The 26,182-nt window shown below is 73.6% G+C and carries 19 protein-coding genes and 2 pseudogenes; 10 read left to right on the plus strand and 11 right to left on the minus strand.

Going from position 1 to position 26,182, the window contains the following annotated elements; genetic code table 11:
• The first annotated feature begins 47 nt into the window (after window positions 1-47).
• Entirely contained in the window at window positions 48-2,435 is a 2,388-nt protein-coding gene (treY, locus tag R2B67_RS05700) for a malto-oligosyltrehalose synthase (RefSeq protein ID WP_317816726.1), read from the plus strand.
• Between the two features lie 59 nt (window positions 2,436-2,494).
• On the opposite strand, the gene R2B67_RS05705 is transcribed toward treY, so the two are convergent.
• Window positions 2,495-3,520 carry a cytochrome P450 gene (locus tag R2B67_RS05705; RefSeq protein WP_317816727.1) on the minus strand — a complete coding sequence of 342 codons (1,026 nt, stop codon included), beginning with the start codon at window positions 3,518-3,520 and terminating at the stop codon, window positions 2,495-2,497.
• 50 nt (window positions 3,521-3,570) lie between these two features.
• Window positions 3,571-4,419 (minus strand): annotated as a pseudogene (locus R2B67_RS05710) (LysR family transcriptional regulator substrate-binding protein); the annotation flags it as partial.
• 129 nt (window positions 4,420-4,548) lie between these two features.
• Here R2B67_RS05710 and R2B67_RS35970 point away from each other — a divergent pair.
• From R2B67_RS35970 to R2B67_RS35980, 3 genes and pseudogenes are all read left to right on the plus strand, one after another.
• On the plus strand, window positions 4,549-4,869 hold the full coding sequence (locus tag R2B67_RS35970; RefSeq protein ID WP_381073563.1) for an FAD-dependent oxidoreductase: 321 nt from the start codon (window positions 4,549-4,551) through the stop codon (window positions 4,867-4,869).
• A pseudogene (locus R2B67_RS35975) lies at window positions 4,775-5,236 on the plus strand (FAD-dependent oxidoreductase); the annotation flags it as partial. The gene R2B67_RS35970 and the pseudogene R2B67_RS35975, both read left to right, overlap by 95 nt.
• 84 nt (window positions 5,237-5,320) lie before the next feature.
• Window positions 5,321-5,800, plus strand: coding sequence for an oxidoreductase dimerization domain-containing protein (locus R2B67_RS35980; RefSeq protein WP_381073719.1), 480 nt, complete (start codon window positions 5,321-5,323; stop codon window positions 5,798-5,800).
• A 41-nt stretch (window positions 5,801-5,841) separates the two neighbouring features.
• Here R2B67_RS35980 and R2B67_RS05720 read toward each other — a convergent pair whose 3' ends face one another.
• Window positions 5,842-6,408, minus strand: coding sequence for a DUF1707 and FHA domain-containing protein (locus R2B67_RS05720; protein WP_317816728.1), 567 nt, complete (start codon window positions 6,406-6,408; stop codon window positions 5,842-5,844).
• Between the two features lie 303 nt (window positions 6,409-6,711).
• Here R2B67_RS05720 and R2B67_RS05725 point away from each other — a divergent pair, with 303 nt between their 5' ends.
• Complete coding sequence (locus R2B67_RS05725; RefSeq protein ID WP_317816729.1) at window positions 6,712-7,638, plus strand: GNAT family N-acetyltransferase; 927 nt, start codon at window positions 6,712-6,714, stop codon at window positions 7,636-7,638.
• Here the strand turns inward: R2B67_RS05725 and R2B67_RS05730 are convergent.
• A complete protein-coding gene (locus tag R2B67_RS05730) occupies window positions 7,610-8,740 on the minus strand; it encodes an alpha-L-fucosidase (RefSeq protein ID WP_317816730.1) in 1,131 nt (376 codons plus the stop codon). The genes R2B67_RS05725 and R2B67_RS05730 overlap by 29 nt on opposite strands.
• 14 nt (window positions 8,741-8,754) lie before the next feature.
• Complete coding sequence (locus R2B67_RS05735) at window positions 8,755-10,152, minus strand: GH1 family beta-glucosidase (RefSeq protein WP_317816731.1); 1,398 nt, start codon at window positions 10,150-10,152, stop codon at window positions 8,755-8,757.
• 220 nt (window positions 10,153-10,372) lie between these two features.
• Between R2B67_RS05735 and treZ the strand changes: the two genes are divergently transcribed.
• A complete protein-coding gene (gene treZ / locus R2B67_RS05740; protein ID WP_317816732.1) occupies window positions 10,373-12,133 on the plus strand; it encodes a malto-oligosyltrehalose trehalohydrolase in 1,761 nt (586 codons plus the stop codon).
• 51 nt (window positions 12,134-12,184) lie between these two features.
• Here treZ and R2B67_RS05745 read toward each other — a convergent pair whose 3' ends face one another.
• Window positions 12,185-13,324, minus strand: coding sequence for a M24 family metallopeptidase (locus R2B67_RS05745; protein WP_317816733.1), 1,140 nt, complete (start codon window positions 13,322-13,324; stop codon window positions 12,185-12,187).
• Window positions 13,325-13,483: 159 nt separating this feature from the next.
• Window positions 13,484-14,149 carry a nucleoside/nucleotide kinase family protein gene (locus R2B67_RS05750; RefSeq protein WP_317816734.1) on the minus strand — a complete coding sequence of 222 codons (666 nt, stop codon included), beginning with the start codon at window positions 14,147-14,149 and terminating at the stop codon, window positions 13,484-13,486.
• A 72-nt stretch (window positions 14,150-14,221) separates the two neighbouring features.
• On the opposite strand from R2B67_RS05750, the gene R2B67_RS05755 reads away from it, so the two are divergent.
• Both R2B67_RS05755 and R2B67_RS05760 read left to right on the plus strand, forming a co-directional pair.
• On the plus strand, window positions 14,222-14,614 hold the full coding sequence (locus tag R2B67_RS05755) for a VOC family protein (RefSeq protein ID WP_317816735.1): 393 nt from the start codon (window positions 14,222-14,224) through the stop codon (window positions 14,612-14,614).
• Between the two features lie 62 nt (window positions 14,615-14,676).
• Complete coding sequence (locus R2B67_RS05760; RefSeq protein WP_317816736.1) at window positions 14,677-15,951, plus strand: low temperature requirement protein A; 1,275 nt, start codon at window positions 14,677-14,679, stop codon at window positions 15,949-15,951.
• A 22-nt stretch (window positions 15,952-15,973) separates the two neighbouring features.
• Here the strand turns inward: R2B67_RS05760 and R2B67_RS05765 are convergent, their stop codons facing one another.
• The 4 genes from R2B67_RS05765 to R2B67_RS05780 form a co-directional block, all read right to left on the minus strand.
• A complete protein-coding gene (locus R2B67_RS05765; protein ID WP_109980096.1) occupies window positions 15,974-16,897 on the minus strand; it encodes a LysR family transcriptional regulator in 924 nt (307 codons plus the stop codon).
• A gap of 48 nt (window positions 16,898-16,945) precedes the next feature.
• A complete protein-coding gene (locus R2B67_RS05770; protein WP_317816737.1) occupies window positions 16,946-18,148 on the minus strand; it encodes a glycine C-acetyltransferase in 1,203 nt (400 codons plus the stop codon).
• Window positions 18,149-18,191: 43 nt separating this feature from the next.
• A complete protein-coding gene (tdh, locus tag R2B67_RS05775; RefSeq protein WP_317816738.1) occupies window positions 18,192-19,220 on the minus strand; it encodes an L-threonine 3-dehydrogenase in 1,029 nt (342 codons plus the stop codon).
• A 341-nt stretch (window positions 19,221-19,561) separates the two neighbouring features.
• On the minus strand, window positions 19,562-20,404 hold the full coding sequence (locus R2B67_RS05780; RefSeq protein ID WP_317816739.1) for an alpha/beta fold hydrolase: 843 nt from the start codon (window positions 20,402-20,404) through the stop codon (window positions 19,562-19,564).
• A gap of 283 nt (window positions 20,405-20,687) precedes the next feature.
• Here R2B67_RS05780 and R2B67_RS05785 point away from each other — a divergent pair, with 283 nt between their 5' ends.
• Both R2B67_RS05785 and R2B67_RS05790 read left to right on the plus strand, forming a co-directional pair.
• Window positions 20,688-23,774 (plus strand): 3-keto-alpha-glucoside-1,2-lyase-like domain-containing protein, encoded by a 3,087-nt coding sequence (locus R2B67_RS05785; RefSeq protein WP_317816740.1) that lies wholly within the window; start codon window positions 20,688-20,690, stop codon window positions 23,772-23,774.
• A gap of 164 nt (window positions 23,775-23,938) precedes the next feature.
• Complete coding sequence (locus R2B67_RS05790) at window positions 23,939-26,182, plus strand: hypothetical protein (RefSeq protein ID WP_317816741.1); 2,244 nt, start codon at window positions 23,939-23,941, stop codon at window positions 26,180-26,182.

Consider the following 26,182-nt stretch of genomic DNA (forward strand, 5'->3'; position numbering starts at 1 on the left):
CCGCCCGGGGTGACACAGTTCGCCCCGGGCGGGGTACGTAGAAGTGCATGACGCCCACCGCCACGTACCGGCTTCAGCTCCAGCCCGACTTCCCCTTCCCGGCGGCCGAGAAGGCGGTGCCGTACCTGGCCGCGCTCGGCGTCTCCCATCTGCACCTCTCGCCCGTCCTGGAGGCCGTCCCCGGCTCCACGCACGGTTACGACGTGGTCGACCACAGCCGCGTACGGGAGGAGCTGGGCGGTGAGGAGGGGCTGCGCAGCCTCGCCGCCACCGCCCGGGAGCACGGGCTCGGGCTGGTCCTCGACATCGTGCCGAACCACATGGCCGCCGTGCCCCGGCACAACCGGCAGCTCTGGGAGGTGCTCCGCGAGGGCCGGACCTCGCCGTACGCCCGCTGGTTCGACATCGACTGGGCGGCGGGCGGCGACAAGGTGCTGCTGCCGGTTCTGGCCGGTCCGCTCGGCAGCGAGCTGGACGCGTTCACCGTGGACGTCGGCGCGGAGGTGCTGCGCTACGGCGAGCAGGAGTTCCCGCTGCGGGCGGGCACGGCGGACCTTCCGCTTCCGGAGCTGCTGGACGCCCAGCACTACCGGCTCGCCTGGTGGCGGCTGGCCCGTACCGAGCTGAACTACCGCCGCTTCTTCACCGTCTCCGAGCTGATCGGGGTCCGCGTCGAACACCCCGAGGTCTTCGACGCCACCCACGGGAAGGTCCTCGAACTCCTCCGCGACGGGGTCCTGGACGGATTGCGCATCGACCACCCGGACGGCCTCGCCGACCCGACGGCGTACCTGCGGCAGCTGAACGAGGCCACCGGCGGCCGGTGGACGGTCGTGGAGAAGATCCTCACCGGCGACGAGCCCCTCCCGGCCGGCTGGGCGGTCGCCGGGACGACCGGGTACGACGCGCTGCACCGGATCGACGGGCTGTTCACCGACCCGGCGGGCGCCGCGGAGCTGCTCGGCCGCTACCGGGAGTTCGCGGGCCCGCCCGGCGACCGGGGCGGCTACTGGAAGGCGACTGTCCGCCGCGCCGCGTACCGGGTGGCCACCCATGAACTGGCCTCCGAGACGGCCTGGCTGACCCGGATCGCCACCTCCATCTGCTCCGCCGACCCGGCCCTGCGCGACCATGCGCCCTGGGCACTGCGGACGGCCATCCGTGAGCTGCTGGTACGGGTGCCGGTCTACCGCCCGTACGTCACGGCGGGCGTACCGCCGACCCGGATCGCGGAGGAGACCCTTCCGGACGATGCCGTACGGGACGCGAAGGCGGTGTTCTCCGTGCCGGAGGAGGCCGCAGCCGTGGACGTCGTACGGGATCTGGCGCTCGGGCGGCTGGGGAACGGGGAGGAACAGGCTTCCTTCTGCGCCCGATTCGCGCAGACCGCGTCCGCGCTGCACGCCAAGTCGGTGGAGGACACCGCGTTCTACCGGTACGTGCCGCTGATCTCGGCGACCGAGGTGGGCGGGGACCCGGGGCAGCCTGCGGTGACGGTGGACGCGTTCCACGCCTTCGCCGCCCGGATCGCCCGGGACTGGCCCGCCACGGGCACGGTCCTGACCACGCACGACACCAAGCGCAGCGCCGATGTCCGGGCCCGGATCGCGGTCCTGTCGGAGTGTCCGGAGCGGTGGGCGGGGCTGGTGGCCGAGCTGACCGGCGCCACGCCCGTGGCGGCGCCGGACCCGCAGCTGGCCTGGCAGGCCTGGCAGTCGTCGTACGGCTGCGCGCCGCTCCCCGCCGAGGAACTGGGCGCCCGGCTGGAGCCCGCGCTGCTCAAGGCGGTGCGCGAGGCGGGGCTGTTCACGAGCTGGACGGAGCCGGACGAGGCGTACGAGAGGGCGGTGACGGACTTCGTCGCGGCGGGCCCGGGCAGCGCGTCCGGTACGGCCCGGAGGCTGGTGACCGGCTTCGCGGAGTCGCTGGCCCCGCACGTCCGGGCCAATGTGCTGGGGGCGGCGCTGGTGCAGCTGACGATGCCGGGGGTGCCGGACCTGTACCAGGGGACGGAGAGCGCGTATCTGGCGCTCGTCGACCCGGACAACCGGAGCCCGTTCCGGCGGCCGGAGGGGCCGGCGGAGGAGAAGCAGGAGGTGACGGCGGCGGCGCTGAGGCTGCGGCGGGAGCTGCCGGAGGTGTTCGGGGAGTCGGGGACGTACGTGCCGGTGGAGGCGCGGGGTGCGGCGGCCGGGCATGTGGTGGCGTTCTCCCGGTCCGGCGAGGTGGTGGTGGCGGTGACCCGGCTGTCGCTGCGGCTCGCGGAGGACGGGGGGTGGCGGGACACGGTGGTGGAGCTGCCGGCCGGGGGGCCGTGGCGGGACGCCCTGAACCGTGAGGTGGGGCGGGAGTTCGCGGGGGGTGCGGTGGCGGCGGGCGAGCTGTTCGGGGAGCGGCCGGTGGCGCTGTTGCGGCGGGTGCGGGAGAAGGGCTGATCAGGGCGGGCGGGTTCCGGAGAAGGGCTGATCAGGATGGGGTGCGGGAGAAGGGCTGATCAGGACGGGCGTACGAGCAGGGTCCGCGGCCCCCGGGTGAGCACCCCGCTGGACGCCGGGCGGAAGCCGTCGGCCCAGCGGATGCCGGGCATCGCCGTCAGCAGGGCGCGCAGTCCGTGTTCGGCCTCCAGCCGGCCGAGCAGGGCGGCGGGGCAGCCGGCCGGGCCGGTGAGCAGCGGGTCGGCGTCGGCGCGCAGCGGGTCGAACCGGTCGGGGGCGGCGAACCGGGCCGGGTCGCGCCCCGCCGCGCCGATGAGGCAGGCGACGGGCGCCCCGGCGGGCAGCGTGCCGCCGCTGACGCGGACCTCGGTGCGGGTGCGGCGCAGCACGATCTGGACGGGCGGGTCACGGCGGAGCGTCTCCGTCCAGGCCCGGCCGAGCAGCATCCCGGTCCCGGCCTCCGCCCCTGGTCCAGCTCCGCGTGCCACGGCGGCCAGCAGGTCGGGGTCGTCCAGCATGTTCGCGAGGAACGAGGCGAGGGCCCGCTCCCGGAGACCGGTGTGCCGGGCGCAGTCGGCGGTGCCCCCGCCCGTCCGGACCAGGGCGTTCAGCCGCGGGGAGGAGAGCCCGGCGGGCAGCCACCGGCAGAACTCGCCGACCAGGTCGGCCTGGTCGCGCCCGGCTATCCGGCGGGCCAGGACGTAGGCGGCGCGCTCCACGGCGGAGGCGGTGGCCGGTGTGCCCCCGGGGATCCGGTCCGTACCGCTGCCGGGCAGCGGCGTGCAGACCAGGCTGCCCCGGCAGAGCCCCAGCGGGGCGGGGACCGGGCCGCGCGGGGCGCCGTCGCGCGGGTAGCCGGTGAACCGGGGATCGGTGAGGGCCAGGGCCACATCGGCGTACCGGCTCAGCAGCCAGGCGCCGAGGCCCGGGTCGTAACCGAGCGGGAAGTCCGTGCGGAGGATCCGGTAGAGGCGCAGGCGGTACGGGTCGGTCGAAGCACCCGGCTCCAGCAGTCCCGGCTGCCCGCCCGCGAGCCGGTGCGGGCGGCGGGCGGCGGGCAGGGCCTCGGAGCGGTCAGCCGGCATCCCTCGTCGCCCCCTGCGGTCGTGGCGTCGCCTGTCGACGCACCTGCCTCTCAGCGGACCACCGCCGGGGGCCCGGCGCAGTTGGCGTACGCCCGTTCGGGTGAGGAGTCGCCGGGACGGAAGGAGCGGAAGGGGCGGAAGGGGCGGAGAGGCCGGGGAGGGCTCATCCCGGTGTCCGGGAGGGCGGTGATCAGCTCGGTGAAGGCCGCCGCCGCTCCGGTCAGGGCGACCCGGGAGAAGACGGCGAGTGCGCGCAGCCAGGGCGGGTCGACGCTGATGACCGCGCAGTCCTCGCCGAGGGCGCCGCGGACGGTGTGGGAGGGGGCGGTGGAGATGCCCACCCCCGCCGCCGCCATCCGAATCGCCGTCGACGTGTGCTCGGTCCACACCGCCGTACGGGGCTCGAAGCCCGCCGCGCCGCAGACGCCGTCGAGGAACGGGCGGCCGTCGACGACGGGTTCCATGGCGCACCGGACCCAGGGGCGGTCGGCGAGCTCGTGGAGGCCGACCGAGGGGCGCCCGGCCAGCGGGTCGTCGAACGGGACGACGAGCACGATCTCCTCCTCCCCCACCGGGACGAGCGGCCCGCTCCAGCGTTCGGGGACCGGCCCGAGGGCGAGGTCGGCGACGCCGCGTTCCACCTGGTCCTCCAGGACGTCGGTGCCGGCGTACTCGTGGAGGACGAGGCGGATGCCCGGGTGGGCCCGGCGCCAGTGGGCGAAGACCTCGGGGAGGATGCCGACGGCCACGGAGTGCACGGTGGCGATGTGGAGTTCGCCGCCCTCCGCCCCGGCCGCGGCACGGGCGGCGCGGCGGGCCTGGGCGGCGCTGCGGACGGAGCGTTCGGCGTGCGGGAGGAAGGCGCGGCCCGCGTGAAGGAGGATTCCTCGGCCACGGCGACGAAGTACTCCACCTGACGCAGGCTCATCGACCGCTCCCCTCCAGGCCCTGGGCCATGAACGTTGTGCATGGGATCCACTCGCATTCTGCCTTGGACGGGAGGGAGGGGCCGGGCGGAGGGTGGAGCCATGACGCGGACGACGAGTACGGAACAGCCGGCAGGCGCGGAGAACACGACCGACGTCCTGGTGATCGGCGGCGGCACGGGCGGCTACTCCACGGCCTTGCGGGCGGCCGCTCTGGGCTTGCATGTGGTGCTGGCGGAGCGGGACTTGGTGGGCGGGACCTGTCTGCACCGCGGCTGCATCCCGAGCAAGGCGATGCTCCACGCGGCCGAGCTCGTGGACGGTATCGCGGAGGCCCGGGAGCGGTGGGGGGGTGAAGGCGACGCTGGACGCGGTGGACTGGCCGTCCCTGGTGGCGACCCGGGACGACATCGTCTCCCGTAACCATCGCGGGGTGGAGGGCCACCTCGCGCAGGCCGGGGTGCGGGTCGTACGCGGCAGCGCCGAGCTGACGGGCCCGCGTTCCGCCCGGATCGAGGGGTACGGGGAGGTCGTCGCCGACCGGGGTGTGGTGCTGGCGACCGGTTCGCGGCCCCGGATGCTGCCGGGTCAAGTGGCGGACGGGCGGCGGGTGGTGACGAGTGACGACGCGCTGTACGCGCCGGGTCTGCCCGGCTCCGTGCTGGTGGTCGGCGGCGGGGCGATCGGGGTGGAGTACGCCTCGTTCCACCGGTCGATGGGGGCCGATGTCACGCTGGTGGAGGCGGCCGAGCGGCTCGTTCCGCTGGAGGACGTGGAGGTGTCGCGCCATCTGACGCGGGGACTGAAGAAGCGCTCCATCCGGGTGGAGACGGGGGCCCGGCTGCTGGAGACGGCGGTGCCGGGCATCCATGTGGTGGGCGACCTGTTGCCGCCGCCCTCCCTGGGGCTGGCCCACGCGTCGTTCGCCGAGGGGCTGTTGGTGGCGGAGACGCTGGCCGGGGTGCGTACGGCTCCGGTCGACTACGCCGCCGTCCCCCGGGTCACGTACTCCTCACCGCAGACCGCGGCGGTGGGCCTGACCGAGGCGCAGGCCCGGGACGCCGGGCACGACGTGGTGGTGAACACCCTGCCGCTGACCGCCGTCGCCAAGGGCATGGTGCACGGGCGGGGCGGCCTGGTGAAGGTGGTGGCCGAGCAGGCGGGGCGGGTGCTGGGCGTCCATCTGGTCGGCCCGCACGTCTCGGAGATGATCGCGGAGAGCCAGCTCGTGGTGGGCTGGGACGCCGAACCGGCGGACGTGGCCCACCACATCCACGCCCACCCGACGCTCTCGGAAGCGGTCGGCGAGGCGTTCCTGACGCTGGCGGGGCGCGGCCTGCACCAGCAGCACTGAGAGAAGGTGCCCCAGCGGTACGGGGAGCGGGCACCCTCGGATCAGGCGGGCGGGCGCAGCGAGGGTGCCGTCAGCCGGAAGCTCATCCGGCCGAAGCTCACCTGGTCCCCGTCGCGCACCGGGACGGAGCCGACGAGCCGCTGGCCGTTGACGCAGGTGCCGTTGGTGGAGCCGAGGTCGCGCAGGACCCAGCGGCCGTGCTGCACGGTGAGTTCGGCGTGCAGCCGGGAGACCGTCTCATGGTTGAGGCGCAGCCCGTTGCCCGGGTCGCGGCCGATGAGCAGCGGATACGGGCTCGGTGCGGGCAGCAGCAGCTTCGGGAGCCGCTCGGTCTGCCAGGCCCGGCGCAGCCGTCCGGGAAAGGCGGAGATCCCGCCGACGGCCCTGACGAGCCCCTGGGAGAAGCGGCTGCCGGTGTCCAGGTCCGAGGTGAGGGCCGCCAGCTCCTCGGGGCGGCGGGCGACGAGGGCGAGCTCCATGCGCCGCATGAAGGTGTCGTGCGACAGCTTGCCCTGTGCGGCACCCTCTTTGAGCACGCCGAGGACACGGTCGCGCTGGGCGTCCGACAGCCGCGCGGGATACGTGTGGAACTCGAAGGAGGACGTCACATCGACGATTGTCGGGCCGAGGGACCCGTAGTGTCCAGAACAGCCCCGCTTCCCGCCCGTGCTGACCTGCACCGGGGCCCGGCGCGTTAATCGGTGGACAGGGTGCCCGGGCCGCGACTACGGTCGGCACCGACATCGGCCCAGGCCGTGGAAGTCCTGGAAGGGGGAGAAACCGTGCGTGAGAACACCACCGGCATGACCGGCATCCGCAGCTTCTCGCCCCCGCGCTCCCGCCCCGTCCACCGGGCGGTGTCGGACCCCGTCTGACCGGGAGCGCCGCGTTTCTTCCCGGAGGATTTCTCCATGACCGACCTGGTCATTCGCGCGCTCACCCCGAGCGACGCCGATCTCTTCTCTTCCCTTCACGACACCTCCCTTCACGACAACGCTCTCGTCGGCCGTGGTGCCTTCGGCCGGCGTTACGCCACCGTGGCGGACGGCGGTGAGTACCGCCCCGACTGGACCTGGGTCGCCCTGCGCGACGGCAAGGTGGTGGCCAGGGCCGCCTGGTGGGGCGGGCCCGAGGACACCGAGCCCGTGGTCCTCAACTGGTTCGACTTCGCGGACGGGGAGGCGGAGGCGGGCGCCGAGCTCCTGCGCCGCGCCCCGTTCGACAAGGAGTACGAGCTGATCGCACCCGCCGGGTGGCGGGACGACCCGGCGGTGCGGGCCGCCGTCGAGGTGCGGGTCGCCGCCGCCACGGCGGCCGGTATGAAGCCGCTGGTCGAGCGCTACCGCTATCGCTGGACCCCCGGCTGTCCGCTGCCCGAGCGGACGGGACGGCTCACCTACCGCCCGGAGCCGGACGACGCCGTCATCCTCGATGTGCTGCGCCGGGTGCACTCGGCGACGCTGGACGCCCACGCACGCAAGGCCATCGAGGGACCGGGGGGTCTGGAGGCGGCGGCCCAGGAGGAGTTGGACTTCTTCCACTGGTGTCCCTCGCCGAGGGAGTGGTGGCGGCTCGCGTACACGCCGGACGGCGAGGTGGCGGGCATCCAGGTGCCCGCGCACAACCCGTCCGGGCCGTGCGTCGGCTTCATCGGGGTCGTGCCCGAGGCGCGCGGGCACGGGTACGGCTACGACCTGCTGGTGGAGTGCACGCGCTTCCTGGTCGAGCAGGGCGCCGAGTTCGTCGCGGGCGCGACGGACCAGGGGAACGCGCCGATGGCCGCCGCGTTCGCCCGCGCCGGGTACCCGGTCATCCAGGAGTGGGTCCATCTGGCCTGAGGGCCCCGGCCTCCTCCGCCAGCCAGTCCAGCCGGAGTCGCTGCTCGGCGGGGATCGTCGCGTCCTCGCCGCGCGGCCCCACGTTGAGCAGCAGGTTCCCGCCGTCGGCCGCGGTGTCCCGGACCAGTGAGGTGAGGGCCTCGCGGCCGATGAAGGCGTCCGGGGCGGAGTTTCGGTTGTAGCCGAAGCTGTGGTCGATGCCCCGGGTGATCTCGTACGGGTCGGAGCCGGTGTACCGGGCGTACTCCGGCGTACGGAAGTCGAAGTCCGGCGGGGTGCGCGGTACGAAGCCCTCGCCCTGTGCCACCGTGCGCCGGTCCCACCAGTTGTGGAGGGACTTGGCGCCCGGCAGGGACAGCGCCCGCCAGTGCGGGGCGTACGGGAGCAGGCGGTCGTTGACGACGCCGTGGGGGACGGTGAAGCGGTAGAAGTCGGTGAGGGAGCGGATCTCGGTGGCGGAGGCCGGCCAGGCGATGTCGTTCCAGAGGATGTCGGGGCGGTAGCGCCGGATCAGCTCCCTCAGCTGCGCGTCGGCGTACGCCGGGTAGCGGCCGCGCGGGACGGCGGCGAACATGTCGGCGGCGGTGCCGATGGGCCGGTCGTCGAAGGTCCAGTCGAGCCCGCCGGAGTAGTAGACGCCGAACCGCAGGCCCTCGGCCCGTACGGCTTCGGCGAACTCGCCGACCACGTCCCGGGTGGTGTGCCAGCCGGTGCGGTGCGGGTTGCGGGTCTCGGAGGGCCAGAGGCAGAAGCCGTCGTGGTGCTTGGTGACCAGCACCGCGTACCCGGCGCCCGCCGCACGGAAGGAGCGGGCCCAGGCGGCCGGGTCCCAGGTGGCGAGCCCGTCCTCGAAGTCGTGGCCGAAGTCGGTGTAGGGGCGGGTGCCGTAGGTGGCGCGGTGGTGGGCGGCGACCGGGGAGCCGGGGAAGCGGAGGGAGTTCTCGTACCACTCCGCGTACGAGGTCCAGCCGAGCGGCGCACGCCGGCCCGCCGCCGGGAGTCCGTCCGGCGGGACGTAGGGCGGGGCCCAGCCGGGGACGGAGGCGGGTGTCCAGTGGACGAAGATCCCCAGCCGGGCGCGGGACCACCATGAAGCGACCATGGCGGGAGTATTGATCATTCAGGGGGCTGTGCGTAAGCCCTCTCGGCTGCCCGGACCTGAGGATTCCCCTGCTTCTGGGCCCGGATCAGCTCCCGGTACCAGGCGTACGAGGCCTTCGGCGTACGGGTGAGGGTCTCGTAGTCGATGTGGACCAGGCCGAACCGCTGCGAGGCGCCTTCCGTCCACTCCACGTTGTCGGTGAGCGACCAGGTGAAGTAGCCGCGTACGTCGACCCCGGAATCCATCGCCGCGCGCAGGGCGGTGAGGTGGCTCTCCAGATAGGCGATCCGGCGGTCGTCGGCGAGGGGCTCGTCCAGGGCGCAGCCGTTCTCGGTGATGTGGAGCGGGGGGAGGCGGTCGCCGTAGCGGCGGTGGAGCAGGGTGAGGATCTCGGTGAACCCCTCGGGGACCACGGGCCAGCCGAAGCCGGTCTTCTCGTACCCCTCGATCTCGCGTATCCCGAAGGGGAGTTCGGCGGGCATGGCGAATCCGGAGAAGGTCTCCAGGGCCTCCGGCCGGGGTGCGCCGACGAGGGTGGGGTTGTAGTAGTTGACGCCGTACCAGTCGAGCGGGGTGGAGATCACCTTGAGGTCGTCGGCGACCGGGCCGGGCATCAGGGCGGCGATGGCCTCGTCCGGGTAGCGGCCGGTGAGGACGGGGTCGGCGAAGAGCCAGTTGGTGAGGGTGTCGTAGAGCTCGGCGCCTGCTCGGTCCTCGTCGGAGTCGCCGGCCGTCCAGACCGGGGCGTGGGAGAGCGCGACACCGATGTTGTCGGCGCCCGCCGCGCGCAGGGCGCGGACCGCGAGGCCGTGGGCGAGGAGCTGGTGGTGGGCGGCGGGCAGGGCGTCGAACAGGAGGGTACGGCCGGGGGCGTGCTCGCCCAGCGCGTAGCCGAGCATCGTGACCTCGGCGGGTTCGTTGATGGTGATCCACATCGGGACCCGGTCCGCGAGGCGTTCGGCGACGATTCCGGCGTACTCGGCGAAGCGGTAGGCGGTGTCCCGGTCGAGCCAGCCGCCCGCCTCCTCCAGCGGGAGCGGGGTGTCCCAGTGGTAGAGGGTCGGGGCGGGGGTGATGCCGTGGGCGCAGAGCTCGTCGACGAGCCGGTCGTAGAAGTCGAGCCCGTCGGCGTTGACGGCGCCGCTGCCGCCCGGGACGACGCGGGGCCAGCTGATGGAGAACCGGAAGGCGTCGGCGCCGAGCCCGGAGAGCAGGGCGACGTCCTCGCGGTAGCGGGCGTGGAAGCCGGTGCCCCGGGTGGTGTCGGTGCCGTCCTTGATCCGGCCCGGCCGGGCGGCGAACGCGTCCCAGCCCGAGGGGCCCTTGCCGTCGGCGTCCACCGCCCCTTCGGTCTGGAAGGCGGAGGCGGAGGCTCCCCACAGGAAGCCGGGCGGGAACTGCGGTACGGGCATCGCGGCCTCCATGAGCCGTACGGATGAACGGAACCTGTATGAGCGGGGAGCAGGCCGGGCAATGATCAGGACCAGACCTTAATGGCCGGTAACCGGCGGTTCCAGAGGCCGGCGGTCATGGATGGTGGTGAGCCGGGCGCGGGGCCGCCTCCGGACACCGGGACGGCCCGGCGGTCTCTCTGTCACGCATGTGGCGGACGGTACGGACGAGGAGTGGTGGATGCGGTTCGAGGTGTGGGCCCCCGAGGCGGACACGGTCGTGCTGGAGGCGGCGGAGGTCCGGTACCCGATGGAGCGCGATCCGGAGCGGGAGGGGTGGTGGAGCGCCGAGGCGGAGGCGGCGGACGGGGAGCGTTACGGGTTCCGGGTGGACGACGGGCCGCTGCTGCCGGACCCTCGCTCGCGGCGCCAGCCGGACGGGCCCGACGGGCCGAGCGCGGTCGTCGACCAGGGGGCGTACGCCTGGCGCAACGGCTGGGCGGGGCGGCGGCTGAACCGCGCGGTCCTGTACGAGCTGCATGTGGGGACGTACACCCCGGAGGGCACGTTCGACGCGGCGGCGGCCCGGCTGGGCCATCTGGCGGAGCTGGGGATCACCCATGTGTCGCTGATGCCGGTCTGTCCGTTTCCCGGCACCAACGGGTGGGGGTACGAGGGGGTCTCGCTCTGGGCGGTGCACGAGCCGTACGGAGGCCCTGAGGGACTTAAGCGCTTTGTCGACACGGCGCACGGGCTGGGGCTCGGGGTGGTCCTGGACGTGGTCCACAACCATCTGGGCCCGTCCGGCAACTACCTGCCCGCCTTCGGCCCGTACTTCACCGACACCCACCACACGCCGTGGGGCGCGGCGGTCAACCTGGACGCGCCGGGCTCGGACGAGGTGCGGGCGTTCCTGCTGGGGAGCGCGCTGGCCTGGCTGCGGGACTACCGGCTCGACGGGCTGCGTCTTGACGCGGTGCACGCGCTCGCCGACACCCGGGCGCTCACCTTCCTGGAGGAGCTGTCGACGGCGGTCGACGCGCTCGCGGTGGAGCTGGGCCGTCCGCTGGGGCTGATCGCCGAGTCCGACCTCTGCGACCCGCGCACCACCACCCCGCGCCCGGCGGGCGGCCTCGGACTGCACGCCCAGTGGAACGACGACTTCCACCACGCCCTGCACACCGCGCTCACCGGGGAGTCCCAGGGCTACTACGCGGACTTCGCCCGGGCCCCGCTCGCCGCCCTGGCCAAGACGGTGACGTCGGCGTTCTTCCACAACGGGACGTGGTCCAGCTTCCGGGGCCGCACCCACGGCCGCCCGGTCGACGTCTCCCGCACCCCCGCCCACCGCTTCGTCGGCTACGCCCAGACCCACGACCAGATCGGCAACCGGGCCCTCGGCGACCGCCTCGCCGCCGCCCTCTCCCCCGGCCTCCAGGCCTGCGCCGCCGCCCTCGTCCTGACCGGCCCGTTCACGCCGATGCTCTTCATGGGCGAGGAGTGGGGGGCGCGGACCCCGTGGCAGTTCTTCACCGACCACACCGACCCGGAGCTGGCGGAGGCCGTACGCAACGGCAGGCGGCGGGAGTTCGGCGCGCACGGCTGGGCGGAGGAGGAGATCCCCGACCCGCAGGACCCGGCGACCCGCGACCGCTCATGTCTGGACTGGTCCGAGCCGGAACGCGAACCGCACGCCCGGCTGCTGGCCTGGTACCGACAGCTGATCGCACTGCGGCGGACGCTGCCCGACCTCCACGACCCCGACCTCGCCGCGGTGAAGACCGCGTTCGACGAGGACGCCCGCTGGATCGCGTACCGGCGGGGCGATCTACGGATCGCGGTCAACCTGGCGGACAAGCCGGCCGCGATCCCGCTCGGCTCCGGCCGCCACCGGCGCGTCGGCGGACGGGTGGTGGCGGCCTGGGAGCCGGTGGAGGCGCCGGGGGCGGACGGGGTGCTGCATCTGCCGCCGGAGTCGTGCGTAGTACTGGCCGACGACTGAACTCGTCGGGGTGCGCCGCCTGCCGACGACTGAACTCCCTTGTCCACAGGGCTACTCCACGATCGCCAGCTCGCGCGCGGTAGCGTTGAGGCGGCGGCCGCCGTCCTCGGTGACGGTCACGATGTCCTCGATACGGACCCCGAAGCGGCCGGGGAGATAGATGCCCGGCTCCACGGAGAAGCACATGCCGGGGACGAGCGGCTGCTCCTCGCCCTCGATCATGTAGGGGGGTTCGTGGGTGGTGACACCGATGCCGTGGCCGGTGCGGTGGATGAACCGGTCGCCGTAGCCGAACTCGGTGATGACCGCCCGGGCCGCCCGGTCGATCTCCTGACAGGCGACACCGGGCCGGACGGCGGCGCACCCCGCCTGCTGGGCCTCGCGGACGATGTCGTGGACCCGCTGCTCCTCGGCGGTGGGCTCCCCGACATGGACCGTACGGGAGGTGTCGGAGCCGTAACCGTGCTTCAGGCCGCCGAAGTCCAGGACGACCATGTCCCCGCTCTCGATGGTGCGTTCCCCCGCCTCGTGGTGCGGGTTGGCACCGTTGGGGCCGGAGCCGACGACGGTGAAGTCGACCTGGGAGTGGCCGAAGTGCTTCAGCAGCGCGGCGAGATCGGCGGCCACGTCGGTCTCCCGGCGGCCGGAGAACCGCACCTTCAGGATCTCCTCGTACGTGGCGTCCGCCGCTTCCCCCGCCGCCGTCAGGCGCTCCAGCTCGGCGGCGTCCTTCACTGCCCGGAGCATCGGGAGGGCCTCGGTGAGGGCGGTGTACGTGGTGCCGGGCAGCGCCCGCTGGAGGCCGAGGAGGTGCATGGCCCAGGCGTTGTCGCTGACGCCGAAGCGGCCCTGGGGCGCGAGCAGCGGGGAGGCCACCGCGTACGGGTCCACGCCGTCGGTCCAGTCCCGCAGGGCGAGCGCGGGCGCCCCGGCGGCGGCCGCGGCGTCGGGCGCTTCCAGGGTCGGGACCACCAGGACGGGCTCCTCACCGGCCCGCAGCACGAGGAGGGTGAGGCGTTCGGTGGAGACGGGCTGGTAGCCGGTGAGGTGGACGAGGTCGGGGCCGGGCGCGACGATCACACCGGCCAGCCCGGCCTCGGCGGCGGAGTCGGCCGCCTTCGCCATCCGGGCCCGGTAGACCTCGGCGGTGAAGGGCACGGGGTGCGGGGCGGGCGGGTTCGGGCTGGACATCGGACCTCCTGGCGGTGCGGGGGTGCGGGGGGGGTGCGGCAGGGCGTGGCTCCCTGCATCCTGCCCGCCGGGCGGGACGTACGCGAACAGGTTCGGGGGCGTACGGGAGCGGGCGGCGTACGGGAGCGGGCCGCCGGGAAGCCGGGCGCGGCAGTCCGGTCACGACGGCAGCCGCACCACCACATCCGCCCGGTCGCGGCCGCGCTCCACCAGCCGGGCGTTCGCCTCGTCGGAGCGCTCCACCCACGCCCGCGCGTACGCCGGAGGCTTCCCGTACCGCACATGGCGCTCGACAAGCCGCCGCACCCGGACCTCCGGGTCGAGCTCCAGGAACCAGACCTCGTCCAGCAGCCCGCGCACCGGCGCCCACGGCCCCTCGTCGAGCAGCAGGTAGTTGCCCTCGGTGATGACGAGCGGGACGTCCGGGGTGACGGCCAGGGCCCCGGCGACCGGCTCCTCCAGGGCCCGGTCGAAGGCGGGGGCGTACACCGCGTGGTCCGGGTCCGGGTCGCGCAGCCGTCGCAGGAGGGCCGCGTACCCGGCCGCGTCGAAGGTGTCCGGGGCGCCCTTCCGATCGGCCCGACCCAGGCGCTCCAGCTCGGCCCCGGCGAGGTGGAAGCCGTCCATGGGGACGAGGGCGGCGCGCCCCTCCAGGGCCTCGACCAGCCGCTGCGCCACCGTGGACTTCCCGGCCCCGGGCGGCCCCGCGATGCCGAGGATGCGGCGCCTGCCGGTCTGCGCGAGGCGGCGGGCCCGCTCCGTCGCGTCGGCGAGGCCGCGGGGGGTCGTGGCGTCCAGGATGTCCGGGGAGTCCATGCGGGGCATTGTGCGGGGGCGGGGACGGGAAGCGTTAGTGTTACGTATAACTCAGCTGTCCGAAGCCGTGGAAGGAACCCCATGTCCCACATCGCCCTGGTCACCCTGGTCGTCCGCGACTACGACGAGGCCCTCGCCTTCTACCGCGACGCGCTCGGCTTCGAGCTGGTCGAGGACACCGACCGGGGCGACGGCTCCCGCTGGGTGGTGGTGCGCCCGCGCGGGGCGGCGTCCGGTACGGGGCTGCTGCTGGCCCGCGCGAAGGACGGGGCGCAGGAGGCGAGCGTGGGGGCGCAGACCGGCGGCCGGGTCGGGTTCTTCCTGCACACCGAGGACTTCGCGGGCGACCACGCCCGGATGAGCGCGGCCGGGGTGCGCTTCCTGGAGGAGCCCCGGCACGAGACGTACGGCTCGGTCGTGGTCTTCGAGGACCTGTACGGCAACCGCTGGGACCTGCTCCAGCCGACGGACTGACCCGTCGCCGTTCGGCCCACGGTTTCGGGCGCGGCCGGGCGCCCTGCGCCGACCATGAGGTCATGGAGTCCACGGAGAGCGCCGCCCCGGCCGAGCCCGAGCGGCACGCCGGCTGGAACGAGCTGTTCTTCGACCTGGTGGTCGTCGCCGGGGCGGGGCAGCTGGCCCACCTCCTGCACGACGGCCCGCACCTGGCGGACCTCGCCCTGTTCGGGGTCCTCTACCTCGCCTTCTGGACGGTGTGGGCCGGGTTCGCCGTCTACGGGGACATCGCCGCCTCCGCGACCCGCGTCAGCACGCTGCTGATCGCGATGCTCGGCATGGCCGTGATGGCGGCCTCCGTCCACGCGGTCCTCACCCACCACGCGATCACCTTCGTGGTCGCCTACGTGGCCCTGCGCTGGCAGGCGGGGCGCGTCTGGCAGCGGGGCAGCGTCGTCGTCGACTGGCCGCTGGCGCAGTTCGGCGCGGGGGCGCTGCCCTGGCTCGTCTCGCTCTTCGTCCCGACGCCGTGGCGCTACTGGCTCTGGGCGCTGGGCATCGCCGTCGACATCGTCACCCTGCTGGTCGCCACGCGCGGCCGCACCCTCCGCCGCGCGTCCGAGCGGGTCGCCGCCCGCCGGGGCGACCGCCCGCCGCCGGGCCCGCCGCACGCCGCCACACCCGCGCCTGAGCCCGCGCCCGCCCCTCCCCAGCTCAGCGAGGAGCGCATCGACACCGCGCACATGGGTGAACGGCTCGGCCTGTACGTGATCATCGTGCTGGGCGAAGGGGTCATCCAGATCATCGGCGCCGCATCCGGGCGCGACGACTGGGACCTGCCGCTGGCCGCCACCGGGCTCGGGGCGTTCTGCCTGCTGGCCGGGGTCTGCACCCTGAGCCTGCTGTACGGCACCAACGGCATCCCGCACCTGCGCAAGGACGCGCTCCCGCCCCGGCTGGCGATGCTGCTGCACGCCGTGATGACCGGTTTCCTGGTCGCCCTGGCCACCGCCCTGGGCTCGGCGATCACCCACTTCGACGACGTCCTGCCGAAGGGGCAGCACTGGCTGCTGTGCGGGGCGATGGCGGGGTACTTCGCGGCTGGCGTGGTCGCCGTGCTGCCGCTCGCGGAGCGGGCCGACCGGGTGTGGGTGCTGGGCTGGGGACTGCCGTGCGTGGCGGTGGCCGTGGCGCTGGCCCCGCTGGGCGTACGGCTGCCGACCTGGGCGACGATCGGGATCCTGGTGGCGCTGGTGGGCTGGCAGATCCTCTACGACCCGGGGCGGGCGGGGATGTCTGCGGCCGGTGGGCGACGGTGGGGCGGCAGGATCAGGCGTACGGCCCGGATCGGCTGAGCAGCAGGCGTATGCCCTCCGCTCACGCCCGGGCCAGCCCCGCCTCCCGTACCGCCACCGCCTCCATCGCGTCCAGCACCGGCCGGATCAGCGGATGGCCCTCGGCCCCCTGGCGTACGGCCGCGAAGACGCGGCGGGTGGGGGCGCTGCCCTCCACCGGGCGGACCACCACCCCGGTCAGCTCCATCCCGCGCAGCGCCGAGCGCGGCACCAGCGCCACCCCCGCGTCCGCCCCGGCCAGCGCCACCACCGCCCGGAAGTCGTCCGACGAGTGCTCCAGGCGCGGCTCGAACCCGGCGAACTCGCAGGCGAGGACCACCACCTCATGGCACGGGTTGCCCGGGTACGGCCCGATCCACGGGTCCTTGGCCAGGTCGGCGACCGCCACCTGGTCCTGGTCCGCGAGGCGGTGGTCCACCGGGAGCACCGCGTCGAACGGCTCCGAGTAGAGGGGTACGCGAGTGAGGCGACGGTCGTCCTCGGCAGGGGCGCCCCGGTATTCGACGGCCACCGCCACATCCACCTGCCGGTCCAGCACCATCGGGACGCTCGCGTCGCCCTCCGCGTCCTGGACCTTGACCCGGATGCCGGGCGCGGTGCGGGCCAGCTCGGTGAGGGCGGGGGCGAGGACGAGGCCGATGCCGGTGGCGAACGCGGCGACCGTGACCGTACCGGCGACGCCCGCGCTGTAGTCCGCCAGCTCCGCCTCCGCCCGCTCCAGCTGGGCCAGGACCACGTTGGCGTGGCTGAGAAGGATCTCCCCGGCGGCGGTGAGCCGGGCGCCGCGCGCGCCGCGTTCGACGAGGCGGTGGCCGGTCTCCTGCTCCAGGGCGGCGAGCTGCTGGGAGACGGCGGAGGGCGTCAGGTACAACGCGGCGGCGGCCGCGGTCACCGTGCGGTGGTCGGCCACCGCACGGAGGATTCGCAGCCGCCGCGCATCGATCATGTGCCCATTGTCCCAGCTCGCGGCGGAGGCCCCGACCCGGCCGTCAGGTCAGACAATCTCCGTCTCCAGGGCCGCCCGCGCGTCGACGAACGCGTCCACGGCGCGGTTGACGTCGGCGGTGGAGTGGGCGGCGGAGAGCTGGACGCGGATGCGCGCGGCCCCCTGCGGGACGACCGGGTACGAGAACCCGATCACGTACACCCCGCGCTCCAGGAGCAGCTCCGCCAGCCGGGCCGCCTTCGCCGCGTCCCCGATCATCACGGGGGCGATGGCGTGGTCGCCGGGCAGGATCTCGAAGCCCTCCTCGGTCATCCGGGTGCGGAAGAGCGCGGTGTTGGCGTTGAGCTGGTCGCGCAGGTCGCCGGCGGACTCCAGCAGGTCGATGACCTTGAGGGAGGCGGCGGCGATGACCGGGGCGAGGGAGTTGGAGAAGAGGTACGGGCGCGAGCGCTGGCGCAGCAGGGCGACGATCTCGGCGCGGGCCGCGACGTAACCGCCGGAGGCGCCGCCGAGCGCCTTGCCGAGGGTGCCGGTGATGATGTCGACCCGGTCCATGACGCCGTGCAGCTCAGGCGTGCCGCGGCCGCCGGGGCCGACGAAGCCGACGGCGTGCGAGTCGTCGACCATGACCATCGCGTCGTAGCGGTCGGCGAGGTCGCAGATCTCCTGGAGCGGGGCCACGTACCCGTCCATGGAGAAGACGCCGTCGGTGACGATCAGCCGGCGGCGGGCGCCGGACGCCTCCTTGAGCTGCTTCTCCAGGTCGGCCAGGTCGCGGTTGGCGTACCGGTAGCGCTGGGCCTTGGAGAGGCGGATGCCGTCGATGATCGAGGCGTGGTTGAGGGCGTCGGAGATGACCGCGTCCTCGGGGCCGAGGATCGTCTCGAAGACGCCGCCGTTGGCGTCGAAGCAGGAGGAGTAGAGGATCGTGTCCTCCTGGCCGAGGAAGGCCGAGAGCCGCGCCTCCAGCTCCTTGTGGACCTCCTGGGTTCCGCAGATGAAGCGGACGGAGGCGAGTCCGTAGCCCCAGCGGTCCAGCGCCTCGTGGGCGGCGGAGATGACCTCGGGGTGGTCGGCGAGGCCCAGGTAGTTGTTGGCGCAGAAGTTCAGCACCTCGCCCGGGCGGCCGCCCGCGGTGACGGCGACGGTCGCGGACTGCGGGGTGCCGATGACGCGCTCGGGCTTGTGCAGGCCGGCGGCGCGGATCTCGTCGAGGGTGGTGCGCAGATCGTCGCGTACGGATTCGAACATGCGGATTCCTTAAGAGGTCAGGTAACGGACCAGGGGGAGGCGGTCAGGCGGTCCAGTCGAGGATGACCTTGCCGCCGAGGCCGCTCGCCGCGTCGTCGAAGGCCGCCTCGAAGTCGCGGAAGCCGTACCGGCCGGTGATCACGGGGGCGAGGTCGAGGCCGCCCTCCAGCAGGACGGACATGGCGTACCAGGTCTCGTACATCTCGCGGCCGTAGATCCCCTTGATGGTGATCATCGAGGTGACGATCCGGGACCAGTCGACGGCGAACTCCTCGGCGGGCAGGCCGAGCATCGCGATCCGGCCGCCGTGCGTCATGTTCGCGACCATGTCGCGCATCGCCTCGGGGCGGCCGGACATCTCCAGGCCGATGTCGAAGCCCTCGCGCAGGCCCAGCTCGCGCTGGCCGTCCGCGATGGTGCGGTCCGCGACGTTGAGGGCGAGGCTGACGCCGACCTTGCGGGCGAGGGCGAGGCGGGCCTCGCTGACGTCGGTGATGACGACGTTGCGGGCACCGGCGTGCTTGGCGACGGCGGCGGCCATGATGCCGATCGGCCCGGCGCCGGTGATCAGGACGTCCTCGCCGACCAGCGGGAAGGAGAGCGCGGTGTGCACGGCGTTGCCGAACGGGTCGAAGATCGCCGCGATGTCGAGGTCGACGGGGACCCGGTGCACCCACACGTTGGAGGCGGGCAGGACCACGTACTCCGCGAACGCACCGTCCCGGCCGACGCCCAGGCCGATGGTGGAGCGGCAGAGGTGGCGGCGGCCGGCGAGACAGTTGCGGCACTTGCCGCAGACGAGGTGACCCTCGCCGCTGACCAGGTCGCCCACCGCGATGTCCGCGACGTCGGAGCCGAGGGCCGCGACCTCGCCGACGAACTCGTGGCCGAGGATCAGCGGGGTGGTGACCGCCTGCTGGGCCCAGCCGTCGTAGGCGCGGATGTGCAGGTCGGTGCCGCAGATCCCGGTACGCAGGACCTTGATCAGGACCTCGGTGGGGCCGTACTCCGGCTCCGGCACGTCCATCAGCCACAGTCCCGGTTCGGCCTTCTGCTTGACGAGTGCCTTCACAGCTGCGGCTCCCTGCACGTGGTACGCGGGTGGTGGATACCCCGGGCCTGGGGGCCTGTCGGAGGAGCCCTGCGGCCCGGGGTGGTCTTCGGGGGGTTTCCACCCCCATGGTGGGGGCGGGGATACGGCGGGACGGGACGGAACACGCCCGTGCGGCTCCACGCACCGTCCCCGGCCGTCACCCAGAAGGCTGCCGTACGGCGGGGTCCCGGGTCCATCGAGGATTTCTTAAGCAGGGTCGCAGGAGATCTTCACGCCTGGGCAACGCTTCACGGACCGCAGCCGACCGCGCGCCTTCGATCGCGCGGTGACCGCTTCTCCGGCGTCCGGCGCCTCAGCCGTCAGGCCGCCGTCTCCGCCAGGAACGCCGTGATGTGCTCGACGAGGGCGTCCGGCCGGTCCTCCGGCAGGAGCGTGTAGCTGTCCGCGACCTCCACCAGCCGCCCCTGCGGGAGGAGGGCGGCGAGCCGCCGTCCGTGGTCGAGGGGCATGACCCGGTCCTCGGTGGCCCAGATGACGAGCGCGGGGCGGTCGAACGTCCGCAGCTCCTCCGCCCAGCGCAGCAGCTCGGCCCGGTCCGGCACTCCGAGCACATACGTCCGCAGGTCGCGGCGGATCTCCCTGGAGGCCCACAGCGGCCGGAACCAGCCGTCCATCACGGCGTCCGGCACGGGCCGCTTGCTCATCCATCCCCAGGTCATGGGCAGCCGCCGGGCGCGCTTCAGCCTCAGCAGGGTGAAGGCGAACTCCAGCCCGCCGGGCAGCCTGGCCAGGGTGGCCAGGTTCCGGCCGGGGAGCCCGGGCGGGTAGTTGTCGAACGCCTCGCAGGACGTGATGACGAGCCGGCCGATCCGGTCGGCCCGCCCGTCGGCGACGAGGGCCTGGGCGCCGCCCCAGTCGTTCATCACCAGGGTCACACCGTCCAGCCGGAGCACTTCCAGGAACTCCGCGACCAGCCGGGCGACGCCGAGCACCGTCAGGTCCGCGTCGGGTTCCATCGGCCGTCGGTGCCCGCCGAGCGGCAGGGTCGGCACGATGCACCGGACCCCGTCCCCGAGCCCGGCGACGACGTGGCGCCAGAGGGAGCCGTCCATGGCGACACCGTGCAGGAGGACCACCACGGGTCCGTCGCCGCCGCTGTCCTCGTACGTGATCACACCGCCGGAGAGCCTCACTTCGTCCATGGCGGCCAACGTAGTACGAACCGGGAGCTGATAAACCAACAGAAACCCTCAGGCCCCACCACGTTCAGACCTTTGCACGAAGACCGGCGAACTTTGAACACAGGGGTGACGAAGTATGGACGGCGTCAGCAGAAGCCTCCTACTGTTTCGGTCGCGACCCGCCGGAGTTCCACCCGGGTCACGCCAGCTTGACCCGCACGAGCCGAACCGTTCACCCCCGGGCGCCGGGTGGCCCCACCCACCGCCGCGACGTGCCCCTCGCTGCGAGGGGCCAGGAGGAAGAATGCATCCACGGCCGTTCCACCGCTCCCGCAGACGACCCGCCTTCAGGCCCTCTGCTCTCAGGCCCCCTGCTCTCAGGCCCCCTGCTCTCAGGCGCCTCAGGCACCGACCGTTCCTCCGCAGGCATCTGACGGGCCTGCTGGTCTCCTCGTTCCTCGTCGGCGCCTTCTCCGCCGTCCCGGCCACCGCCGCCCCCGCCGCGCCGGCCGAACTCCCCCCGCAGGAACCGGGGGTGACCCTGCGCGTCTTCGATGTCCAGGTGCCTCTGGACGAGCTGTGCGACATCAAGGCGGGCCAGACGCCGAACGTCGACAAGCTGATGCCGCAGATCGACTGGGACGCGGCGGACGACTTCGGCTTCGAGGACCGCTTCGTCTCCCAGGTGACCGGCAACATCAAGGTGCCCGAGGACGGTTCGTACACGTTCCGCCTTACCAGCGACGACGGGTCGCGGCTGCTGATCGACGACCAACTCGTCATCGACCACGACGGGTTGCACGGCGCCGACCCCAAGGACGGTGCGGTCACCCTCACCGCCGGCTACCACTCCCTGCGTATCGACCACTTCGACCGCACCGGCGGCCAGCAGGTCACGCTCGCCTGGCAGCCCCCGGGCGCCGGTGACTTCGCCGTCGTACCGAACTCCGTGCTGTCCACGGACGCCGACGTCGTACGGGTGACGGCGCCGGGCCGCAAGGAGTGCGAGGGCGCTCTCGACTCACCGGGCGACGGGCTGCCGCTGAACGACGTGCACCCGGACTACGCGCTCACCGATCTGCGCCCGGCGGGCTTCGAGCCGCAGGTCTCCGCGATGGACTGGCTGCCGGACGGCCGCCTCGCCGTGACCACCTGGGGCGGTACGGACAACGAGACCGGTGAGGTCTACCTCCTCGACGACGTCCAGGGCGAGACCGGCCCGGGCCAGGTGAAGGCCAAGAAGGTGGCCGAAGGGCTCAAGGAGCCCATGGGCATCAAGGCCGTCGACGGAAAGCTCTACGTCTCCCAGAAGCACGAGCTGACCGAGCTGACCGACACGGACGGCGACGACGTCACCGACGAGCAACGGACCGTGGCCACCTGGCCGTTCGGCGGCAACTTCCACGAGTTCGCCTTCGGCCTGCTCTACCGGGACGGCCACTTCTACCTCAACCTGTCCGTGGCGATCGACTACGGCGGCGCGACGACCGACCCGCAGCCGGCGGAGAACCGCGGCACGACCATCAAGGTGAACAAGGAGACCGGCAAGGTCGACTACATCGCCGGCGGACTCCGTACGCCCAACGGCATCGGCTGGGGACCGGAGAACGACCTGTTCGTCCTGGACAACCAGGGCGGCTGGCTGCCCTCGTCGAAGCTGGTCCACGTCAAGCAGGACCGCTTCTTCAACCACTACACCAACCCGTCGGGCCCCTTCGACGCGAAGCCGGTCACCAAGCCGGTGCTGTGGCTCCCGCAGAACGAGATAGCCAACTCACCGAGTACGCCTCTCCAGTTGACCGAGGGCCGGTTCGCCGGGCAGATGCTGTTCGGGGACGTCACGTACGGCGGTATCCAGCGCGCCTACCTGGAGAAGGTCGACGGCGAGTACCAGGGCGCGGTCTTCCGCTTCACCCAGGGCCTGGAGGCAGGGGTGAACCGGATCAGCATGGGTCCGGACGGCGCGATCTACGCCGGCGGGCTCGGCGCGGGCGGCAACTGGGGCCAGGAGGGCAAGCTCACCTACGGCCTCCAGAAGCTCTCCCCCAGCGGGGACAAGGCGTTCGACATCCTGGCGATGCGGGCGAAGCCCGGCGGCTTCGAGCTGGAGTACACCGAGCCGCTCTCGGAGGAGACGGCGGCGAAGCTCGCCGAGAGCTACCAGGTCGAGCAGTGGACGTACGCGCCCACCCCGGAGTACGGCGGCCCCAAGATCGACGAGGAGACCCTGAAGGTCGGCTCGGCGACGCTCTCCGAGGACCGCAAGAAGGTCACGCTCGCCCTCCCCGGCCTGAAGGCGAACCGCGTCGTCCACGTCCGCTCCCCGCGCCCCTTCTCCTCCGCGAGCGGCACGGAGCTGTGGTCCACGGAAGCCTGGTACACGCTCAACTCCCTTGCCGGTGACCATCCTTCACCCACCCTGTACGAGGCGGAGGAGGCCGCCCTCACCGGCGGCGCGGGCGTCGACACCGAGCACGCGGGCTACTCGGGCGGCGGCTTCGTCGACAACTTCGGCAACCAGGGCGCGGCGGTCACCTTCGACGTGCGGACGGAGAAGGCGGGGACGTACGACGTCGGCCTGCGCTACTCCAACGGCCCGAACCCGGCCCCCGGCACCAAGACGATCAGCGTCCACGTCAACGGCACGAAGGTCCGGCAGACGAGCCTGGCCTCCACCACCGACTGGAAGACCTGGGCGACGAAGAACGAGCAACTGGAGCTGGCCGAGGGCCGCAACACCATCACGTACTCCTACGACAGCGGCGACACCGGCCATGTGAACCTCGACATGATCGCCGTCCACCCGAAGGGCGCCCGTATCCCGCTCTTCGACGGGACCGGCCAGGCGAACTGGCAGCACCCGGACGGCCGGACACCTCAATGGCCGGTGAGCGGCGGGGAGATGGAGGTGAAGGACGGTGATCTCCGGACCAAGCAGGGGTTCGAGGACTTCCGCGTCCATGTGGAGTTCTGGCTGCCGAACCTCCCGCCGGACGTGACCGGCCAGGACCGGGCCAACAGCGGGGTCTACCTCCAGGAGCGGTACGAGGTGCAGATCCTGGACTCGTACGGTGACACCACGCTCGCCGACAACGAGGCCGGGGCGATCTACACGAAGAAGGCCCCGGACGTGAACGCGGCCACCGCGCCGGAGACCTGGCAGACCTACGACATCACCTTCCGCGCCGCCCGCTTCGACTCCTCCGGCAACAAGACGGAGGACGCGAGGATCAGCGTCGTCTGGAACGGCGTCACCGTCCACGACGACGTGGCGGTCGACGGCCCGACCGGCGGCGGAGCGGCCGAGGCCGCGACGGCGGGGGCGATCAAGCTCCAGGACCACGGCAGCAAGATCAAGTACCGGAATGTGTGGGTGGAGCCGCTGACGTAAGGGGCGGGACCATGAGGGGGGGCGGCGGCCGCTTCGGGCCGCCGCCCCTTTGCCGGTCTCGCTCGGTCTCGCTCGGGCCGCAACATGGCGAAACACCGTCGCGCAGGCCCTGGATCTGCTGGGATGGGTGGTGGGAGCACGAGTGGTGAGCACGGGGGCGCACGGTGGGGCTGGAGTTCGGGCACAACCTCGGGCTGCGCCGTGCCCTGCGCGGGCTGCCGCTCTCCCCGCTCGTCCCGGGGTACGGCCGGCTGGTCGCCCGGCAACGGGCCCTGGGGTTACGGCACATCGGCGACGCGCTGGTCGAGCGCGGGCGGGTGCTTGGGGTGCTCGACGGAGTCTTCGAGGAGGGCGGCGCGCGCCGCCGGCGGCACATCGGCGCCGACCGGCTGCGTCAGCTGGGTGCCGCGCGCGGCGGGGCGTACGGGCCGCTCCTCGCCCAGCTGGAGGCGGTCCAGCTCCGGGACCCCGCCGCCCTGCGCCGCATCCTTCTCTACCAGCTCGTCGAACTCCTCCAGGCCCACCCGCAGGGCTCCGACCCCGCGACCGCCGTCGCGCTCGGGGTCTGTCCGCAGGAGGCGGGCCCCCTCGTCCGCGTGGCCGCCGCCCACCTGCGGCTGGACGAGGAACAGCGGCGTGCCGTGGAGGAGTTGGCGGACGCGTGGGCCGACGGGAAGGTGCGGCGCGCCGCCGGTCTTGCGGCCCTGCTTCCGGCGGGCGGCGGGGGCGACGCGCTGCTGCGCGGGCGGCTGGCGGAGATCGCCGGGCGGGTGAAGGAGGCCGACGACGCCCTCGACGCGGCGCGGGAGGCCGAGCAGGCGGGCGATGCGCGGGCGGCCGAGGACTGCATGCTCCGGGCCGCCCGCCTGGCCTCGGACTGCCCCCGCGCCCTGCTCGGCCTGGTGCGGCTGCATCGGGCGGGGAAGGACGATCCTGCCGAGGCCCGTGAGGTGCTGACGGTCCGCCCCGCGCCGGAGACCGTGACCGTGGCGCTCTCCCCCGCGCCCCCGGCCGCCGACGTGGCGAACGGCCGGCGGGTCCTCCGGCTGACCCGGGTGCCGGGCGGCCCCACCGGGATCACCGAGATCACGGACCTCTCCCCTGCGGGCGGCTGGGTGGACCCCAGCCCCCCGTTCGGCCAGGAGGTCCGCTACGCCGCCCTGCCCCTGCGGGACGGCAGGATCGACGGCCCGCCCGTCGTCTCGGACGTGCTGCTCGTCGCCCCGGACGTGTCGGGGCTGCGGTCCACCACGGGCCGGGGCCGTATCGAGGCCACCTGGACCGAGCCGTCGGGCGCGCTGGGCGTACGGGCCCAACTCGTCGGCCCCGCAGGCCCGGTGGACGGCGCTGACGTACGTACGGGGGCGCTGACCGCGACCGGGCTGGGCGTCGGCGCGTACAGGCTCCGCGTCCACTGCCGCTACCGGTCGCCGGACGGGACCGTCATCGAGTCGACGGGCGCGGAGCACCCCGTCTCCGTCGACCCCTGGCCCACCCCGGTGGACCGGCTCGACGCCACGGCCGCCCACGGGTCCGTCCGGTTCTCATGGAGCGGCGGGGACGACGCCGACGTACGCCTCGTCGCCTGGCCGGCCGGCCCGCCGGAGCCGGGGGCCGAGCTGACCGACGACCCGGCGCGGCCCTGGCCCGCCCCGCTGCCCTGGGCAGCCGGGTCGGGCGGCGGTCTGGTGCCTCCCCCGGGCTCGGTCACCCGGGTGTCCGCCCTGGCCGTGCTCGGCCCGCGCGCGGTGGCGGGGCCCGGCCTCGTCGTCGAGTGCCCACCCGCCGTGGCCGGGGCCCGGGTGGAGCGGGTGGGCGGAGGCCGGGCCCGCGTCACGTTCGACTGGCCAGCGGAGGCGGGCGAGGTCGCGGCCACCGTGGAGCAGGACGGGGCGGGCACCGCGCACCGGGTGGTGGCCCGCAGCACCTACGTACGGGAAGGGCTGTACGTGGACGTGGCGCCCTCCGCGTTCTCGGTCACCCTGTCCGCCGCACCCCGGACGCCGGACGCGGTGGTCGTCCCGCCGCCGGGCGGCGCGGTCCGGGTGCCCGCGGACATCGCCGTCAGCTACCGCATCGTTCCCGGTGCCCGCCGGGCGCTGCGCCGGGGGCCCTCGCTGCTGCGGGTCACCCTGTCCTGCCCGGGTGAAGTGCCGGACGGTCTACCGGAGTTCGTCCTCGTGGCAAGGCCGGGCAACGGCCGGGATCCGGTCCGGCCGCGCACCCCCACGGACGGCACGACCCTGCTCCGCATCGGCGGCGGCACCCTGAGCCCCGGTAGCCCCGTCGAGCTGCCCGTGCCCTCCGGCCTCCGGCCCCCGTACGCCCTGCGCGGCTTCCTCCTCGGCGAAGGGGCCGCCGACGTACGCCTCGACGAACCCTCTCCCACGACCCTGGTGGTGCGCTGA

Source organism: Streptomyces cyaneofuscatus (assembly GCF_033109485.1).
In the GTDB taxonomy this organism is placed as follows: domain Bacteria; phylum Actinomycetota; class Actinomycetes; order Streptomycetales; family Streptomycetaceae; genus Streptomyces; species Streptomyces cyaneofuscatus.